This is a genomic window from Rhodococcus sp. B7740 (assembly GCF_000954115.1).
Lineage (GTDB): Bacteria > Actinomycetota > Actinomycetes > Mycobacteriales > Mycobacteriaceae > Rhodococcoides.
Genome location: NZ_CP010797.1, coordinates 5,214,278 through 5,233,607, shown reverse-complemented (window position 1 = coordinate 5,233,607; position 19,330 = coordinate 5,214,278). Strand labels below are relative to the sequence as shown.

The 19,330-nt window shown below is 65.3% G+C and carries 8 protein-coding genes and 1 rRNA gene; 3 read left to right on the top strand and 6 right to left on the bottom strand.

Translation table 11 applies throughout. The annotated features are described in order from the left end of the window. Positions 1-159: 159 nt before the first annotated feature. The 6 genes from NY08_RS24490 to NY08_RS24465 form a co-directional block, all read right to left on the bottom strand. A 16S ribosomal RNA gene (locus tag NY08_RS24490) occupies positions 160-1,677 on the bottom strand. A 491-nt stretch (positions 1,678-2,168) separates the two neighbouring features. Beyond that, the gene (locus tag NY08_RS24485; protein ID WP_045199302.1) at positions 2,169-3,578 is read right to left on the bottom strand and encodes a plasmid pRiA4b ORF-3 family protein; all 1,410 of its coding nucleotides are present in this window, start codon (positions 3,576-3,578) and stop codon (positions 2,169-2,171) included. A 51-nt stretch (positions 3,579-3,629) separates the two neighbouring features. Further along, positions 3,630-4,175, bottom strand: coding sequence for an LpqN/LpqT family lipoprotein (locus NY08_RS24480; RefSeq protein WP_082073936.1), 546 nt, complete (start codon positions 4,173-4,175; stop codon positions 3,630-3,632). Between the two features lie 282 nt (positions 4,176-4,457). Beyond that, a complete protein-coding gene (locus NY08_RS24475; protein ID WP_045199300.1) occupies positions 4,458-5,297 on the bottom strand; it encodes an HAD family hydrolase in 840 nt (279 codons plus the stop codon). Between the two features lie 28 nt (positions 5,298-5,325). Continuing rightward, positions 5,326-6,534 carry a metallophosphoesterase gene (locus NY08_RS24470; RefSeq protein ID WP_045199298.1) on the bottom strand — a complete coding sequence of 403 codons (1,209 nt, stop codon included), beginning with the start codon at positions 6,532-6,534 and terminating at the stop codon, positions 5,326-5,328. Between the two features lie 108 nt (positions 6,535-6,642). Then, positions 6,643-11,892 (bottom strand): AAA domain-containing protein, encoded by a 5,250-nt coding sequence (locus NY08_RS24465; RefSeq protein ID WP_045201096.1) that lies wholly within the window; start codon positions 11,890-11,892, stop codon positions 6,643-6,645. 279 nt (positions 11,893-12,171) lie between these two features. On the opposite strand from NY08_RS24465, the gene NY08_RS24460 reads away from it, so the two are divergent. The 3 genes from NY08_RS24460 (at position 12,172) to NY08_RS24450 (ending at position 19,324) form a co-directional block, all read left to right on the top strand. Next, positions 12,172-12,774 (top strand): dihydrofolate reductase family protein, encoded by a 603-nt coding sequence (locus NY08_RS24460; RefSeq protein WP_045199296.1) that lies wholly within the window; start codon positions 12,172-12,174, stop codon positions 12,772-12,774. A 14-nt stretch (positions 12,775-12,788) separates the two neighbouring features. Further along, the gene (locus tag NY08_RS24455) at positions 12,789-13,460 is read left to right on the top strand and encodes a TetR/AcrR family transcriptional regulator (protein WP_045199294.1); all 672 of its coding nucleotides are present in this window, start codon (positions 12,789-12,791) and stop codon (positions 13,458-13,460) included. 386 nt (positions 13,461-13,846) lie between these two features. Further along, positions 13,847-19,324: an ATP-binding protein gene (locus NY08_RS24450; protein ID WP_045201094.1), complete on the top strand. Its 5,478-nt coding sequence runs from the start codon at positions 13,847-13,849 to the stop codon at positions 19,322-19,324. Positions 19,325-19,330: the final 6 nt, after the last annotated feature.

Genomic DNA, 19,330 nt, shown 5'->3' with positions numbered 1-19,330 from the left:
TCCCTGCCGGCGAAACATGGTTTCGCGTTCTGCAGGATCTCGTTGTCAGTGTTCCACCCGTGAGCTCCCGCCGTTCCACGTGTGGGAACGAAACGGGCTCTGCCAGACCATCATCCGAGCACCTGTGTGCTGGTACATGTTCTGGAGAATGCTCCTTAGAAAGGAGGTGATCCAGCCGCACCTTCCGGTACGGCTACCTTGTTACGACTTCGTCCCAATCGCCGATCCCACCTTCGACGGCTCCCTCCCACAAGGGGTTAGGCCACCGGCTTCGGGTGTTACCGACTTTCATGACGTGACGGGCGGTGTGTACAAGGCCCGGGAACGTATTCACCGCAGCGTTGCTGATCTGCGATTACTAGCGACTCCGACTTCACGGGGTCGAGTTGCAGACCCCGATCCGAACTGAGACCAGCTTTAAGGGATTCGCTCCACCTCACGGTCTCGCAGCCCTCTGTACTGGCCATTGTAGCATGTGTGAAGCCCTGGACATAAGGGGCATGATGACTTGACGTCGTCCCCACCTTCCTCCGAGTTGACCCCGGCAGTCTCTTACGAGTCCCCGCCATAACGCGCTGGCAACATAAGACAAGGGTTGCGCTCGTTGCGGGACTTAACCCAACATCTCACGACACGAGCTGACGACAGCCATGCACCACCTGTACACCGACCACAAGGGGGACCGTATCTCTACGGTTTTCCGGTGTATGTCAAACCCAGGTAAGGTTCTTCGCGTTGCATCGAATTAATCCACATGCTCCGCCGCTTGTGCGGGCCCCCGTCAATTCCTTTGAGTTTTAGCCTTGCGGCCGTACTCCCCAGGCGGGGCGCTTAATGCGTTAGCTACGGCACAGATCCCGTGGAAGGAACCCACACCTAGCGCCCACCGTTTACGGCGTGGACTACCAGGGTATCTAATCCTGTTTGCTACCCACGCTTTCGTTCCTCAGCGTCAGTTGTTTCCCAGAGACCCGCCTTCGCCACCGGTGTTCCTCCTGATATCTGCGCATTTCACCGCTACACCAGGAATTCCAGTCTCCCCTGAAACACTCAAGTCTGCCCGTATCGCCTGCAAGCCCGAAGTTGAGCCCCGGGTTTTCACAAACGACGCGACAAACCGCCTACGAACTCTTTACGCCCAGTAATTCCGGACAACGCTCGCACCCTACGTATTACCGCGGCTGCTGGCACGTAGTTAGCCGGTGCTTCTTCTGCAGGTACCGTCACTCACGCTTCGTCCCTGCTGAAAGAGGTTTACAACCCGAAGGCCTTCATCCCTCACGCGGCGTCGCTGCATCAGGCTTCCGCCCATTGTGCAATATTCCCCACTGCTGCCTCCCGTAGGAGTCTGGGCCGTGTCTCAGTCCCAGTGTGGCCGGTCACCCTCTCAGGTCGGCTACCCGTCGTCGCCTTGGTAGGCCATTACCCCACCAACAAGCTGATAGGCCGCGGGCCCATCCTGCACCGATAAATCTTTCCACCACACACCATGCGGCATGCGGTCATATCCGGTATTAGACCCAGTTTCCCAAGCTTATCCCAGAGTGCAGGGCAGATCACCCACGTGTTACTCACCCGTTCGCCGCTCGTGTACCCCGAAAGGCCTTACCGCTCGACTTGCATGTGTTAAGCACGCCGCCAGCGTTCGTCCTGAGCCAGGATCAAACTCTCCGTAAAAGACCTGCGAAACAACGGACCCCACAAGGGACCGTGAATCAGTCAAAGACATCAAGTCAAATCACTAGCAAAAAAACTCAACTAGCATTTCAAACAACACCCGACAACAACCACCACAAGCGGATGGCTGATACATCGAATGCATTCACCAAAATAAATTCGGCACTGACATTCATCGACACACTGTTGAGTTCTCAAAGAACACGCACACACTCTCACCCCACGAACACACAGTCCGTCGGCCTCGAGGGCAACTGTTCCAGCGTATCCCAGCTTGGTCTCGGACACAAGGCCCGACTCTTGGGGGACACAACCTGCCGAGCCACACGTCCAACCTCGTTCACCCAGTCCGTGAAGACCGGGTCGGTGTCCGTCGCTCTGACTCGACAAAAGTTACGCCACCAACCACACCAACGCAAATCGCCTGCTCAGCGGCAGTCTCGCGCGACTCGAGCCCCATTTCGGCATTACCGGGACCACTTCTCGTCGACTCAGCTCAGCAGTGCATCACGTGCGAACCTGCGCGACCAGCTCGGTGAGTCCGACACCCCTTGACGGAAGTAGAACTGCGGACCGTGGGCACCGATGAGATCGAGAAAGCTCACCGTGGCCTGCGCCGCGAACTGGGCATCGAAGACACCGGAATCCTCACTGGCCCAACCTAATTCGGCGACAGTCTCGATCAGCATCTTGTTACGATGCGTCGCAGATGCCGATGCGGCGAGGGAGATCAGGAACAGAGTCGCTGCGTCGGTCTCGTAGGTCTCCTTGCCCAGCGGAAGTCGCGACGCCGCATGTCGCCACATCCCTACCGGGTCGTGAGCCAACGCTGCACCGAGCTTGGTGCGCAGCAACCTGCCCTTCGATGTGCGGGTCAACCCGAGGTGCCGCGCCGCCTCGCGCAGATCGGTCACCTGATGATGATCGATCTCGCGATTGCTCGGCCCGACCCAGCCCAAGCCCCAGTCGAGTTCCTCTCGAATCGCCACGACGAATGCAGGCTTGAGGTAGCCGGCACCGGTCAGGTCGGCTCCGGCGTCGCCGATTCTGCCCAGGAACCACGTCAACTTGGCCATCGCAATTTCGGCGACGGGTAGATCGATCGAGCTCTCGATGGTGAGTTCGCACCGCGGAAGCAACGCCATCAGTGACGGCACCTCCGTAGGACGCACTCGATCGAACAGTTTTCCGATGGCCGGAGCCGCGGCCACCGCTTCGGCAAGGACCGAACGCCCCACGTCGAACGAGTGCAGCACAGTGTTGACTGCATCGGCGTCGAACAGAGCCGGGTCGAAGGCCGCGCCCCACCGCGCCAGCACGCCTGCGTGTTCGGGATCGGACGGGTCGGCGGCGATCTCCAAAGCCTGTGCATAGCGCGCTGGCCCGCCTGATTCCTCGGGTGGGCATGCACGCGCCCCGTCGAGGCAGACGGATCGGAGGTCGTCGATATCGGAATCGATCTGCTCCAGAACTATCGTGTGCGTCCATCCGTCACCCAAGTCGTACTCGTACGTCATGGTGGAACCCGGTGCAGTGAGCACGTCGTCGATCCGCACTCGCTCCTCGCTCGACGACTCGTCGTCCGGTTCGTCGTCGAGCGACTCTTCCATCTCGAATCGACGCGTGGCACCGGCGGTCCTGACACTGAACGCATGCAGATGCCGGTCCTCCCACCCGAGAGCCCTCTGCAGCACCGAGTGCAGCTCGGACAACAGCAGGTCCGAGCGCACCCGCACCCGGCGCCAGATCTGCGGACGGGTGTGATCCACGGTCACCCGAAGCACCAAGTTCACCAGGCCCCGCCGCGTGGCCTCTGTCGCCTCGCCGTCGGCCGGTTCGTCGGCGTCGGACAAGTTCGGCACCACCGACAGGTGCCGGACGCGACCGGTTCTCATCGACATGGAATCGACCCTAGTCGGACCCGCGCGTCGGACACAGGGGCTCGCGTTCTTCTACGTACCAGTGGTCAAACCATCGTTGATCGCGGAGACGTCGAACGCCAACGCATCGAGCTGCGATGCCAACGTCGTCACCGTCAACTGCACCAAGTACTGAGTTTCGATGCCCACCACCACATATCGCGTCGTCACGGCCGCTTCGAGTTGCTGCGAGACGTACGTACCCCGAATGAATCGCGACGGCCAGCCGAGCCACGACGCCGCGCTCGCCTCGCGCTCCACCCAGCCGGGCATTGCACGTCCGTCGCCGAAACCCAATGCCATCAACGCTTCCGGGTCGATCGTGCGCGACAACGCACCGACCAGAAGCACCGCGTTGGGCGCGAATCCGTTCTCCACCAGGTTCGGTTCCACGATCACCTGAGTCGCCCCGGGAAATTGTGCGGGATCGAGCGTCTGCCATCCCGCAGGAATCGGCACGGTGATGCCGATCTCGGACGCCGCGGCACCGTCGAGCGGCGAGACGCGCAACGCATGTGCGTTCAGGTACTCGGCGATCGTGGTGGGCTCGGAGGATTCCGTCGACAGGGCGTCGTTCACAGCAGGGCCTTTCGTGGTGGACGATTCACCGACACGCCAGAGGCTACCCGCGCCGGTCCGCTCGTCCGTAGATCCTAGAGGCAGTGACCGGCGGGGAGCTGAGCGCTGCGCGACTCCAACCGTCCGCCGACCACGTCGAGCTGACTGTTCCGTCGGTGAACGAAGCCGAATTCGGTGGCGCCGCAATCGCTACGTCACCCGAACCCGGAGAGCTCCCCAGTGTGTTTCCGCCGACGATGGGGGCCGGCTTCTCATACGGCAACCCAGGGAGCAGACCGCGCGTCACAGTTCCGCCCTGCGCGCGGTGAGTTCCTCGAGATAGCGCGCAACCGCGTCGTCGTCGTTGGATTCGAGGACTCGATCGACAACGGATCGCACGGGCTCAGCAGCATTCGACGGGCACAACGCCGTGCCCGCCCAGGTCAGCATCGGCAGATCGTTGCGCGCATCCCCCACCGCCGCAACCGAACCCGAAGATATCCCCCACCGCTCGCACAATTCCTGCAGCGCACTGGCCTTCGAGACTCCCGCTGCGGACATCTCGATGTACGGAGCACCGGAATGAGTCAACTCCACCCCGTCCACTCCCGCAGCGGCGACGAGCTCGTACAACTCCTCGCTCGTCGTATCACTGTGTCGAGCAACGATTTTGACCGTCGGCTCGACGTCGGCCGACAAACCGTGCTCCGACAGCTCCATCTCGTGCGGCTGCCGGTGGTGATCGGCGAACACGCACAGCTCGGCGTACCGAGCCTCGGCCACGAATCGCGTGGCACCCACGGTCGCGAAGGCCACGCCGGGAACGAGCGAGCGCACGACCGACTTGGCAGAGGCCACCGTCTCGGGCGGTACCGATCTGGTGCCGACGATGGCCGGGAAACCGTCGGCCAGGTCGAGGACGACAGCACCGTTGGCACCGATCGCGGTCCCGCGAAATCCGCAGGACGCCGCGAGTTCGTCGATGGAGTGGCGCGCCCGTGCCGTGGCCCACACCACCCTGATTCCGGCTGCGTCTGCGGCAGCCATCGCGGCGGCCGTTCGCGCAGACACGGTCCGGTCCGAACGCAACAGGGTCCCGTCGAGATCGGTGGCGACAACGACGACCTCTTCGGTTCTCTTCACCCCACCGATCCTGCCAGGTGTCGATCGCTCAGCCGGCGACCAATGTCAGAACGGAAATCTCACTGGGCGCGAACACCCGGAAAGGCGGACCCCAGAATCCCGATCCGCGGCTGGTGTAGAGCTGAGTTCGCGCACCGTGTCTGCTCAGACCGTGCACCACCGGCTGGTCGAGCCGAACCAGCGCCGAGAACGGCCAGATCTGACCGCCGTGTGTGTGACCGGAGACCTGCAGGTCGACGCCGGCGTCGACTGCGTCACCGATCTGCTTCGGCTGGTGAGCCAGCAACAGCACGGGCATCGAAGGATCTGTTCCGGCAAGTGCGCGAGCAAGATCGGCGCCGTGGCCGGGCGCACCCGACCCTGCGGCGGTGGCGTCGTCGACGCCCGCGATGATCAGCGCGTCTTCACCGCGATGGAGCACCACATGGCGATTGTGCAACGAGTTCCATCCGAGGTCCTCCATGTGATCGAGCCACTCCTGCGCCTCACCGAAGTACTCGTGATTGCCGGTGACGTAGACGCGCGCCGCACTCGCGAGCATCGACTCCAACGGCGCGGCCTGCGTTCGACGCCGATCGACCGAGCCGTCGGCGATATCGCCGACGTGGGCCAACACGTCCGGCTCGAGCGCATTGACGGCGTCCGTCAATCGATGCGACCACGTCGTGCGATCGAGCGGGCCGAAATGAGTGTCGGTCACGAGAACCACTCGCAGACCGTGGAATCGCGCCCCGAGCCGATCGATCCTGACGGTCGTGTGTCGCACGCGGGGAGTTCGCATCGCCTCGTAATGACCCCACAACGCGAGGGCGACCACGAGCACCACGGTTGTCACCGACACGATCCGCGAGCGAAGTGGGTCGTCGACCCCACCCGTCCACAGCGCGAGCCGCAGCAGCAGCGAGAGTGCCGCCCACACGAACGCGATCCAGACCGAGCCCAACAACACGTCTCCGATACGCGCCCACGCATCCTTGGAGGAACCTTCTGCGCTCGGCCGGTGGCCCATGTACATCGCTGCAGGCAACGCCACAAATACAGCGAGTGCAACCGCAGATCCGGCCAACTGCGCGGCCAGCGGCCACTGCGCGCCGGCGAATACGACGGTCCAGGTCGGCAGCGTGACAAGCGCAGCGCAGACGACAAAGACGACAGTAGGCACAACGATCCGCCGAGTGCGCGGCGACCGATCCGGTGAGACCGACTGCTCCGGTTGCTGCATCTGTCGATCTGTCATCGGCGTCGAACCCTTTTCACTCGTACGTGCGCGCAGCCCGAGGACCAAGACTACGTCGCCCTCACGGCTTCGGTGCGGGCGCTGAGCCTGTCGGCCGGGAACGCCGAACTACGGCCGACGACGGGTGGTGTATCCGCGAAGTCCGTTGAGCGGCAACTCGTGTTCTGCGATGCCCTCGTCCTCGGGTGCCTCGAGGCCCCCGCTCGGCTCGCCGTCGGCATCCGGTGCTCCCGCTGAATCACCCGCTGCCTCGGCAGGATCGGATCCGTCGAGATCGGGAGCCTCGCTCCTCGCCCCGGTCTCGTCCTCTGCGGCCGCCTCGTCCTGTGCGACCGCCTCGTCGGCTTCCACGATCCGGTCCGTTGCCGCTGTCGTGCTGTTCGCGGTTTCGTCGAGCTCGGTGGTCGAGCCGCTGCTCACATCGGCATCGCCCACCCGCGCGGACGCATCGATCTCCGCATCCTTTGCGGGTGTGGATCCGTTGGTCATGGCCGAACGACTCGGTGCCGAGGACTCGATCGGCCGAGCCGAGCGAGTGGAGCCGTTGGAACGACCGCCACCGTTGGCGGCGGACGCGCCGTTCGTCATTCCCGACCCATTCGTCGTTCCCGACCCGTTGGTCATACCGGAGCCGTTCGTCGTTCCCGGCCCGTTGGTCATACCCGAGCCGTTGGTCATACCCGAGCCGTTGGTCGATCCCGACCCGTTCGTGGGGCCCGAGCCGTTCTCGACTCCCGCCCCGTTGGCGGCTCCCGAACCGTTGGTGGTCGTCGGTGCGGATCCCTCGCGGTCGGCTCGTCGCGCATCCGATGCGGCCGGGTCCTCGGCGGGGATGTCGATCCGGGGCATGGTCCACAAGGACAGCACCGACTCGTGGCGCGCGGGTGAGTCGGCGTACGTGGACGTCTCGAACACACCGGAATCGTCGAACTGCGAGGACTCGAGTGGGACCGGGGTCCAAGCTCCGTCCGAACTCTCCAGACCTTCCACCACAACGCTGTTGGGCTTGATTCCCAACCGGGCCAGCGTGGTCCAGAGGCTTTCCAACGCCGCGTCGCGGTCCAGGTAGTACTCGGATTCACGCACCCGCCAGAAAGTCCAACCGCATCGCTTGAGTTCCTGTTCACGCTGCAGATCTGCCAGCCGCTGCGCGGGGGTGGACAGGAACGTGTCACCGTCGCATTCGACGGCGAGACGCGAGGAGTCGCCGGTCACGACCAGGGCCAGGCGTCTGTTGTTGACCTCGACACCAGGATTGACGTGAAAACCTCGCTCGACGAGATCGTTCCACAACTGCTGCTCGAGCAGCGTCTCGAACGGCGCCTTCCGGACCTCACGCGAAACATCGACCGGCATGGGATCGGCCGGAGCGGGCGAGACGGAGGTGACGTAACTCAGCAACGAGTTGCGCAGGTCCGCACGCTTGAGACGGTCGACGGTCACCGAATGGAAGAGCCACAGCTGATCCTGTGCCCGCGACGCCGCAACGTTGAACCGCCGCTTGTACTGATTGGCGGTGAGGGTGGCGAAATTCTGATCGGGTGCCACCACCATCGACAGGAACACGACGTTGCGTTCGTCGCCCTGAAAGTCCGGCGGCGTACCGACCCGAAGCCGACGCTGCTCCCACTGTTCGATACCGATCCGCTTGATCAACTCGTTGCGGATCTCGTCGACCTGCGACTGGCCTTGCAGCACAACCACTCCGAAGGTCAGGTTGTCGTAAGCGGAGTCCTCGAGGCACTCGGCGATCTGGTCGGCGATCGCGATGGCCTCGGTACGGTTGACCAGTGAGGCATTCTTTCCCGTCACCGTAGCTCCGCGAACGTACGTGTGCCGCAACGGCGGTAGCCGATCGGCACCGAACTGGCGCACGGGAACGAGCGGGGAGTCTCCGTAGAACTGCTGACTCGACCAGTTGATGATCTCGGGCATGGAGCGGAAGTGCTCACGCAAGCGCACGACCTGACCGAACCTGGTACGGAGCATGGAGAACAGGCTCGACCTCGGAGTCAGCGTCGCACGCACGTGTTCGGGTAGATCGGGCAGATAGACGTCCAAGCGATCGAACACGTCCTCGAGTGTGCCGGCCTGCGGGACGTCAGCCGGCGCGCACTGCCGGTCGTCGCCCACCACGATCACACGGGGTGCGAGGTACAGCAGGAAGAGACTGGTGATGTCGGCCTGAGACGCCTCGTCGACGATGACGACGTCGAAACTGCCCGGCACCGGCGGAATCGAGGCCAGCACCTGGGACAGCGGCATGACCCAGGCGGGGACCGCACTCTGCGCCTCGCGCATCGCCGATCGTGCTGCACTGCGGTAGGTTTCGGCGTACTTACCGGCTCCAGAGCCGATGCTGGAGATGTGCTCTCGATAAGTCTGCAGCGCACGCACCTCGACGGCGGTCATTCGTTGGAGGCTGTTACGCCAGGCACTGGCCGCTGCGAGACGTGTTGTGAGATAGGCGATGTCCGTATCGGCGGCCGCGAGCTCCGCTTCCAGCTGCTGCTCGAGTCCACCGTGGTGCTGCTCACCGACCCACTCGCGTGCCCGACGCCACGCCCAGGCCTTCGACATCTGCCAGCTCAGCTCGTCCCATTCGACATCGCCCGCGGTGTCCTCGACCAGGTCGAACAATGCGGGTGCGACCTCGGACAACGACGCCGACATCGATTCGAGCAGAAGCTGATCCTCCTGCTCGGAACACGCCTGCGAATAGGCCGCAACGGCGGCAGCCAATTCCAACGGGTCCGCAGTGCTCAACGCACTCACCAGATTCGACCCCTCGGGCGAGGGCCCGGCATCGATGCGCGTCGCGACCGCGAACTGCAGGGCGTCGAGCTCGGCGCGTGCGGCATCGATGTCGATGCGCGTGGCGATGGCGTCGGCGGCCCCGGCGATTTCCTGAGCTTCGGCCAGGCTCCGAATCCACGGTGCCGCAGGCGAAATGGTGTACAGCCGTTGCACCAGGGCGTCACGGGCAGCGACGACGGCAGACACCAGGCCGAGCCGGTCGGCGATCCGCGCCACGTTGTTGACGCGAATCGAACGTGTGCCGTCGAGCGGAACGATGATCGCGAGGTCGGCCAGCAGCACCGCTGCGGTCTGCACGGTCTCGAGTGCACGAATGTGTTCGGCAACCAGTCGCGCGGCCATGGCCGTCGTCGCGGGTTGGCCGTCGACGGTGGCGACGATGTCGAGAGCCTCGACGGCCTTCTGCTCCTCGCTGCGACGGAACCGGGGCTTCCACTCGATACCGGACTCCAGCGCGCTGGCGAACGCATCCATCGCCGACAGTGCCGCAGGCGAGCTCGACGAGCACTGCACATCGTGGGCACCGACGTAGCGATCGGACGCAGCTGCCGTCTCGACCATCGCGTCGATTCCGCTGACCCGAGACCACAGGTGAGCGGCCTCGCCGGACAGCACGGAATCGGTCAACCGTGGGTAGGAGCCGTCGAGTTCGATGACCGCTCGCACTCGGGCGGCGAGCTCCTCGCACAGTTGCCTGATCTCCGCGGACACGGCGGGTTCGACGCCGTCGAGCAACGCCACGAGATCCGCGGCCTGGGGCGAGAGAGTGTCGATCTGCGCACCTGCACGCTGGCAGAGCGAGGCGAGTTCGGCCGAATTCGGCAGCATGGTCTCCGGACGCGGCAGTACCTGTCGCGAGCGAAGTTCGCGAGTGCCGTCGGAGCTGGCAATGAGTTTACGAAGCTGATCGACCTGAGCACCGTCGAGGGGTGGCCGATCGGCCAGCAGCGGGCCGGGTAGCCACTCGTGGGCACCTTCGGCCGCTTTGACCTTGCGCACGATGGACGACACGGTGCCGTCGTAACCATCGGAAACATACTCGTGCACAACGGTTTCGGTCTCACGGAGCGCGCTGACCCGATCGAGCAGCTCGGCCCGGCGGGCCAGGGCCGCTGCGCGCTGCGTCGTCAGCGCCTCGATCTTCTGCACCTCGCTGGCTTCGTCGAACGAGGTCTTGCGCTCGGCGATCTTCGCGACGCTGCGATTGAGCTCGTCCGAACCACCGCGAGAGAGGTCGGTGATGGACACACAGAGCTCCTGCAGCTCCGGCGGGAGCTTGTCCCGCAGCACACGCAAAGCTTGTGACTTTTCACTAGTGACCAGAACCCGTTGTCCGCGCGCCAACAGCCCGGCCATGAGGTTGGCGATCGTGTGGGTCTTGCCCGTTCCTGGCGGCCCCTCGACCACGACGCCGCTGTCGCGCCCCAGCCGTTCGATGATCTGCGACTGCTCGGCGTTGGCCGGCAGCGGAAACAGCGGGTCCTCCGCCAGTGTCGCCGACTCCCCCGCCCCCGTGCGTTCGAGCCACGCCATCCGATCTGCCGGCTCGATGGCATCGACCAGTTGCGCGAGCCCAAGCGGTACCGGCGAGTCGGCGAACTCGAGGTCCGCGATCATCTGCTCGTAGTACTCGACCAGCGCGAACGAGTCTCGAACGCGGAGAACGAGGGCAGGTGAGACGGTCAGCGTGCGGTCGTCGTCGATGTAGGCGAGAGCCCCGGGCGGCCCGAGACGATCGAGCACCTCGATTTCGTGGCGTGGCACCCGCGTCGCCCAGCTCCGCAAGAACCGTGCGACACCGTCCCCGATGGGCGAGCTGACGGTGTCACGCAGTTCTCGCGCCAGCGCGACGGAGCCGGAGGTGTCGAAATCGTCCGAACCGGTCAGCAGCTGCCCGTCCTCGAGCCGCGGGGTGGTACTCGCGGCGAGGCGAACCAGCAGGTCACCGGTGCGTACGTCCCGTTCTATGCTGGCCGATTGTGTGATCAGGTGAGTGCGCACGCTGCGCTGCGGATCGGTGTTGCTCGACGTCAACAGGCCGGATGCCACCACGAGCTCGATCGACTCCGGTCGCGACGCGAGCTCCTGCATCATCAGCTGCAGTGCCTGGTACAGGGCGGCCTGCGGTCGCCGATCCCGATCCTCCTGCGCCCATTCCTTCCACGCTTCGGAGTACTCCTCGAAGGCCTGCTTGATCTCGTAGGCCTTGCGGATGTCGAAGTCGGCGTCGGACTCCTGCGCTTCCTCTCGACGGCGTGACGTCACCGAGGATGCGTCGGCCAACTCGAGCTCGCGGTAGCGGCTGTCTGCGACGACCTGAGGATCGAGCCAGCCCGACAACAGCGCAGGCGGCTCGGGCGGCTCGTCGACCGCGATGCGAGGTGCACGGAGCACCACACCACCCTGCTTGGCTCGGGGGTCGAGCTGCATGGGAACGTCCCCGGCGTGGACCCACTCGATCTGCATGTGGTCGTCGAAACGCAGCACCGGGTTCGAGCGCGCCTCGACGATTTCGCGAAGGAAGCGCAGCAGGCGTTGCACCCTGCTCTTGAGCTCGTCGTCGTGTTCACGACCGGTAGCAGCTGCAGCCGTCACAGTTTCCCCACAAATACTCGAATGGTCGTCCGTTTCAGGGACGGTGTTTGCACACCCGGGCCAGACTAGCCGTTGAAAACAAGTTGTTCATCGCGTCCCGAGAACACAAAATATGTTCTAGTGCTGGGTCACAAAGACCCACTTCGGTCGCTGGATCCCCCACAGCGAACCGACCCGCCCGCCCTGACCACGGGTTCTCACCCCGTCGACCACGACAGGAGCCGAATGCGCAAGCTGGTCTACTACATCGCGGTCACCCTCGATGGGTTCATCGCCGCACCGGACGGCGGCTACGACAGTTTCGTGGCCGAAGGCGATCACCTCGATGCCATCGTGGCCGAGCTGCCCGAGACGTTACCCGTGCACGTGCGGGCCCTGTTCGGCCTGGACGGTCCGCCCACTCGGTTCGACACCCTGGTCATGGGCCGCGAGACGCTGCAACCGGCGCTCGACGCCGGGATCGCCAGCCCCTATCCCCACCTGCGCCAGTACGTTCTCTCTCGCACCCTCGCCCGGTCGGACGACCCGACCCTCACCGTGGTGAACGACGATCCGATCGGACTCGTCAGGAGCCTCAAAGCCGAGGATTCGGAGTTCGACGTCTGGATCTGCGGCGGGGGAAACCTCGCCGGTCAACTGCTGCCCGAGATCGACGAGCTGTTCCTCAAGGTCAATCCCGTCGTACTCGGGCGGGGAATCGGCCTGTTCTCGCCCGGGACGGGTGCCGATCCGTTCCCCGCTCAGCGGTTCGAGCACCTCGAATCGCGCCAGTTCGACAGCGGAGTGAGATTCACCCGGTTCATCCGACCGGAAGCTCGCGGGGAATGACGTATAAAGACTGAATGCCTGCCGCGCCGGAGTCCGACCGCGAGCTGCCGAATCGGGAGCTGCCGATCACCCCGCGCGGGCTGCGAACTCGATCCTCGCTCGTGGCGGCTGCGCGCCGAGTCTTCGAGGACAGTGGGTACCTGGACTCCCGGCTCATCGACATCACCCGCGCCGCTCGGTGCTCGGCCGGCACCTTCTACACCTACTTCACCAGCAAGGAAGAGATCCTGGCCGCCGTACTCGAGCAGGCACGGGACGACATGTTGCATCCCGGTACCGAGCGAGTGGACCCGCACGACGATCCGGTGGCAGTGATCGCTGCGAGCAACCGCGCCTATTTCGAGGCCTACCAGCGCAACGCGAAGCTGATGGCGCTGCTCGAGCAGGTATCGAACATCGATCCCGAGTTCCGCCGCCTCCGCCGCGAACGCGCCGATGCCTTCGTCAGGCGCAACGCCCGAAGCATCGAGAGTCTGCAGAGCCGCGGCCTGGCCGACGCGGAACTCGATCCTCTCCTGGCCTCTCGCGCACTGTCCTCGATGATCAGCCGGCTGGCCTTCAACCACTTCGTGGTCGACGCCGCCGACGGCCGTCCGCCCGAGGACTCCGAGGCCCTGCTGGCAACGGCCACGAGGCTGTGGGTCAACGCGCTGCGACTGCCGCGGGTGAGCGAGGGCGACACGTGAGGGAGACCGCACTCGGCGACGCGCGAACCAACTCGAGCCGATCGGCTCGAGTTGTACCCACCGGTAATGTACTCGCCGGTAGCAACGCGAGTGGTCGAATGGCGAATTACGCCTCGCGCCAACGCTACTCGCGAGTACGTTTGCGAGGTGAACAAAACTCGGCAGCGAGTTAGTGGCCAAAGTGGTTGCCACAGAATATGTTTCACTTGTTGGTGATCAATCACACTCACGCCGAACGCTGTTGGCGGTGCACAGGGCCTCGTTACCGTTAGAATGAGCCGATCGGAGTGCCGCATGACGAACGAGAAAATGGCATGCCCGGCACCAATCCACGTTCCATCGAGCGCACCGACGCGGTGCGCCCACACCGAGCGAAGAGAGATACGTTGTTCAAGCGGATTGCAGTAGTCAACCGAGGCGAGGCAGCAGTACGCCTGATCCGAGCCGTCCGAGAGCTCAACGCCGAACACGATTACGGCATCCGCACCGTAGCGCTGCACACCGAGGCGGAGAAGCGCGCGATGTTCGTCCGCCAGGCCGACGAAGCGGTCACGCTGCGCAAGCCCGCGACAGGATCGGCCTACCTCGACTACGGCGTCCTCGAGGCCGCGCTCGTCGAGTCCGGTGCCGACGCGGTGTGGGTCGGCTGGGGCTTCGTCGCCGAGGACCCGACGTTCGCGGACCTCGTCGCCCGCCTGAACATCACCTTCATCGGCCCGTCGGCCGACGCGATGCGTCTGCTCGGCGACAAGGTCGAGGCGAAGATCCTCGCCGAGAAGGTCGGCGTCCCCGTCGCACCGTGGTCCGGCGGCCCCGTCGAGACCCGCGCGGACGCCAGGCGTCACGCAGCGGCGATCGGCTACCCGCTGATCATCAAGGCCCGCTCGGGCGGTGGTGGCCGCGGTATCCGCAAGGTCTTCCACGAGGACGAACTCGAACTCTCTCTCGAACGTACCCAGGGTGAGGCCGAGCGCTCGTTCGGCGACCCCGTCGTCTTCCTCGAACGGCTCGTCACCGACGCCCGGCACGTCGAGGTTCAGGTCATCGCCGACAGCCACGGCAACGTCTGGGCCCCGGGCGTGCGCGACTGCTCCATCCAGCGCCGCAACCAGAAGGTCATCGAGGAATCCAGCTCACCGCTGCTCACCAAGGAGCAGGCCGACCAGCTGCGCACCGCCTCGGCCGAGCTCGTCAAGGCCGCGGGCTACCAGGGCGCAGGCACCGTCGAATACCTGTACCAGCCCGAGCAGAAGATCTTCACCTTCCTCGAGGTCAACACCCGCCTGCAGGTCGAGCACCCCATCACCGAATACACCACCGGCATCGACCTGGTGAAGCTGCAGATCCTCGTCGCCGACGGCCAGGCACTGCCCGGCGAATGCCCGCCCGAATTCGGCCACGCCGTCGAGGCTCGCCTGAACGCCGAGGACGCCGACAACGGCTTCGCACCGGCTCCCGGCACGGTCGAGCTGCTCAAGTTCCCCCTCGGCACCGGCATCCGCGTCGACACCGGCATCGCCCAGGGCGACGTCATCCCGCCCGACTACGACTCGATGGTCGCCAAGGTCATCGCCTGGGGCCGCGACCGCAGCGAAGCCTTGGCGAGGTTGCGCAATGCACTGCGTGAGACCACCGTCGTCATCGACGGCGGCACCACCACCAAGTCCTTCCTGCTGAGCCTGCTCGACCGCGAGGAAGTCATCTCCGCCTCCGCCGACACCGGCTGGCTCGACCGCACCGAAGCCGGCTCCCAGGTGGGCCCGACGGCCGTTGCCGACATCGCCATCGTCGCCGCCGCCATCGACGCCTACGACGCCGAGGAAGGCCGCGAACGCACCGCGTTCCTGAACTCCGCACGCGGCGGTCGCCCGCGCGCCACCCACGCCATCGGCCGCACCGTCGAATTGAACTACCAGGGGCAGGCCTACAAGCTCGAGGTAGGCCAGACCGGGACGCACCGCTACAGCATCGACGGTGACGGCATCGGCGAGCTTCAGGTCGACGTCGAACGCCTCGGCAAGTACGAGAGTCGTCTGGTCATCGGCGACCGCCGCTACCAGGTGGTCACCGTTGCCGGAGCCGCACACTTCCTCGTCGAGGTCGACGGCATCAGCCACCAGATCTCGCAGGACGAGGCCGGGTTGGTCCGCGCACCGGCTCCCGCCGTCGTCGTTGCCGTCCCGGTCGCCGTCGGCGACGAGGTCGAAGCGGGACAGACCCTGGTCGTCCTCGAATCCATGAAGATGGAGACCGCCGTCCGGTCTCCCTACGCGGGCACAGTGCGTGAGGTACTGGCCTCGGTCAACGGACAGGTCGACGCCGGAGCGGCACTGCTTCGCGTAGATCAGGCCGGAGAGCAGAAGGTCTCCGAACAGGCACCGCGCGTGCAGTTCCGCGGTGTCGACGACGCCGAGCAGCGCTCGCCGCAGCGTCGCGCCCTGGACCGACTCGACGAACTGGCCGCCCTCATCACCGGCTTCGACGTCAGCGGAGCACGCGCTCGAAACCTGTTGTCCACCTACGAGACTCTGCGTGCGGATGTGCCGCGCAACGACGCAGGGCTGGTCTCCGCCGAGCTGGCGCTGCTGGGCACGTTCGCCGATATCTGCGAACTCTCCCGGAACCGGCCGACGATGGACGAGGAGAGCACCGACGAACGCGTCCACTCCCCCCGTGAGCACTTCCACTCGTTCCTGCACTCGCTGGACGCGGACGTTCAGGGGCTTCCGGATTCGTTCCGCGCCAAGCTCACTCGTGCCCTCGCGCACTACGACGCCGCCATCGACGAGGGACGCACCCCCGAACTCGAAGAGGCCGTCTACCGCGTCTTCCTGGCCCTGCAGCGCATGGAGAACCAGGTTCCGGTCATCGCGGCCCTGCTCGGCCACTGGCTCAGCGACTGCTCGACGCAGCCCGAGGCCACCCCGGCCATGGCCGAGGTACTCGAGCGCCTCATCGGTGCCACCCAGGCCCGCTACCCCGTCATCGGCGACGTCGCCCGCAACCTGCGCTTCCGGCTGTTCGACGAGCCACAGATCCGCAGTGCACGCGAGAAGATCTACGACGGCGTCCGTGGCAGCCTGCAGTACCTGGCCGAGAACCCCGACGCGGCCGACTACTCCGCCCGCGTCGCAGCTCTCGTCGCCACCCCGGAACCGTTGATCGAGCTTCTGGCACAACGGATCACCGATCCCGGTGCCCTGCTCGAAGTGATCACTCGCCAGTACTACGAGATCCGCACACTCGAAGACGTCAAGGCCTTCGACCGCGACGGCAAGCACTTCGTCACCGGCAACTTCGAGCTCTCGGGCGAACGGCTGCACCTTGTATCCACGGCCACCGACTTCGATTCGCTCGCAGCAACTCTGGACTCGGTGGACGATATCGCCGGACCGTCCCCGGAGAACCTGGCCGTTGACCTCTACCTGTCGTGGCCGGACGCGCCGACCGACGGAGACGAACTCTCGGCCCAGCTCCAAGCCGTGCTGGCCGCGCACCCCGGCACCGGCCACTGGCGCCGCGTGACGGTGACCGCCTTCGGTTCCACAGCTCGAAAGATGACCTACCGCCGAACGACGGCCGAGGGGTCCGAGCCGCTCGTGGAAGACACGATCATCCGGGACATGCACCCGCTGACCGGTCAGCGACTGGACCTGTGGCGACTGAAGAACTTCGACGGAGTTCGCCTGCCCGCCAGCGCAGGAACGTACCTGTTCCACCTGACGTCGAAGGCCAACCCCTCCGACGAGCGACTGGTTGCCCTGGCCGAGATCCGCGGCGTCACAACACAGTTGGACGATGCGGGCAACATCGTCGCGGTACCGGAGATCGAGCGGACCGTGGCGGCCTGCCTCGACGGCATCCGCCGCGCTCAGGCCGGACGCGGCAAGAAGCGCCTCGACGCCAACCGCGTCGTGCTCTACGTCTGGCCGGTACTGAACGTTCCCGCCGACCGCATCGCCACAATCGCCAGGCACATCGCGCCGCTGACGATCGGTGCAGGCCTCGAGGAGATCACCCTCATCGCTCGTCTGGCCGAAACACCGGGAGCGACGCCACGCGAGGTCGCCTTGCGCCTGTCGTACCGTTCCGGCGCGGGAATCGTCGCGAAGATCACTCCGCCGCCGACCGAGCCGATGCGTCCCCTCGACGAGTACACCCAGAAGGTTCAGCGGTCGCAGGCCCGCGGCACCGTGTACCCGTACGAGCTGATTCCGTTGCTCAGCAGCAACGGCGGCACGTTCACCGAGTACGACTTCGACGCCGACGGCGTGCTCGCTCCCGTCGATCGCCCCTACGGTCGCAACTCCGCAGGCGTCATCGTCGGTGTCGCGACCACCCCGACCGCCAAGTACCCCGAGGGCATCACCCGCGTCGCGCTGTTCGGTGACCCGACCAAGGCACTGGGCACCGTCGCCGAGGCCGAGTGCTCGCGAATCGTCGCCGCCATCGACCTCGCCGAACAACTCGGCGCGCCCGTCGAATGGTTCGCATTGTCCTCCGGTGCAACGATTTCCATGGAATCGGGCACCGAGAACATGGACTGGGTCTCGCGCGGACTGCGTCGCATCATCACCTTCACCCAGGCCGGCGGTGAGATCAACATCGTGGTCGCAGGCATCAACGTCGGCGCGCAGCCGTACTGGAACGCCGAAGCCACCATGCTCACCCACACCAAGGGCATCCTGGTGATGACCCCCGACAGTGCGATGGTGCTCACCGGAAAGCAGTCCCTGGACTACTCCGGCGGCGTCTCGGCCGAGGACAACTTCGGCATCGGCGGTTACGACCGCGTCATGGGCCCCAACGGCCAGGCGCAGTACTGGGCACCGAACCTGCGGGCCGCGTGCGACATCCTGTTCGCGCACTACGATCACGCGTACGCCGCTCCGGGAGAACGCTTCCCGCGCCGGGCAGCCACCGCGGACCCGACCGAGCGCGACGTGCGCACCTACCCGCACGTGCACCCGTCGAGCGACTTCACCACCGTCGGCGACATCTTCTCCTCGGTCACCAACCCCGACCGCAAGAAGCCGTTCGACATTCGCACCGTGATGCGCGCCGTGGTGGACCAGGACCACTCGGTACTCGAGCGTTGGGCCGACATGGCCGACGCCGACACCTCCGTGGTGTTCGACGCCCACCTCGCCGGAATCCCGGTGTCCGTCATCGGTATCGAATCGCGAGCCATCCCCCGCAAGGGCTGGTTCCCGTCCGACGGCCCCGATCAGTGGACCTCGGGTACCTTGTTCCCGAACTCGTCGAAGAAGACCGCTCGCGCCATCAACGCCGCCAGCGGAAGCCGGCCGATCGTGGTGCTGGCCAACCTCTCCGGCTTCGACGGATCACCGGAATCGCTGCGCAACATCCAGCTCGAATACGGTGCCGAGATCGGCCGCGCCATCGTCAACTTCGACGGACCGGTCGTGTTCTGTGTCGTATCGCGATACCACGGCGGCGCGTTCGTGGTGTTCTCCGGAGCGCTCAACGACAACATGGAGGTCCTCGCAGTGGAGGGCTCCTTCGCCTCCGTGCTCGGTGGTGCCCCCGCCGCAGCGGTGGTGTTCACCCGCGACGTCAACGCCCGCACCGCAGCGGATCCGACCGTCAAGGAACTCGAGACACGACTGAACACCGCCGAGGACGACGCCACCCGCTCGGCCCTGCGCGTCGAGTTGGCCACCGTGCGAGCGAACGCCCGCAACGCCAAACTGGGTGAAGTGGCAGCCGAATTCGAGGCCATCCACAACATCCAGCGTGCACAGAACGTCGGATCGGTGCACCACATCGTCCCCGCCGCCGAACTGCGCCCGCAGCTGGTCGCCGCCATCGAACGCGGAATGGCGCGGTCGTTGGCGAAGTAGAGCTCG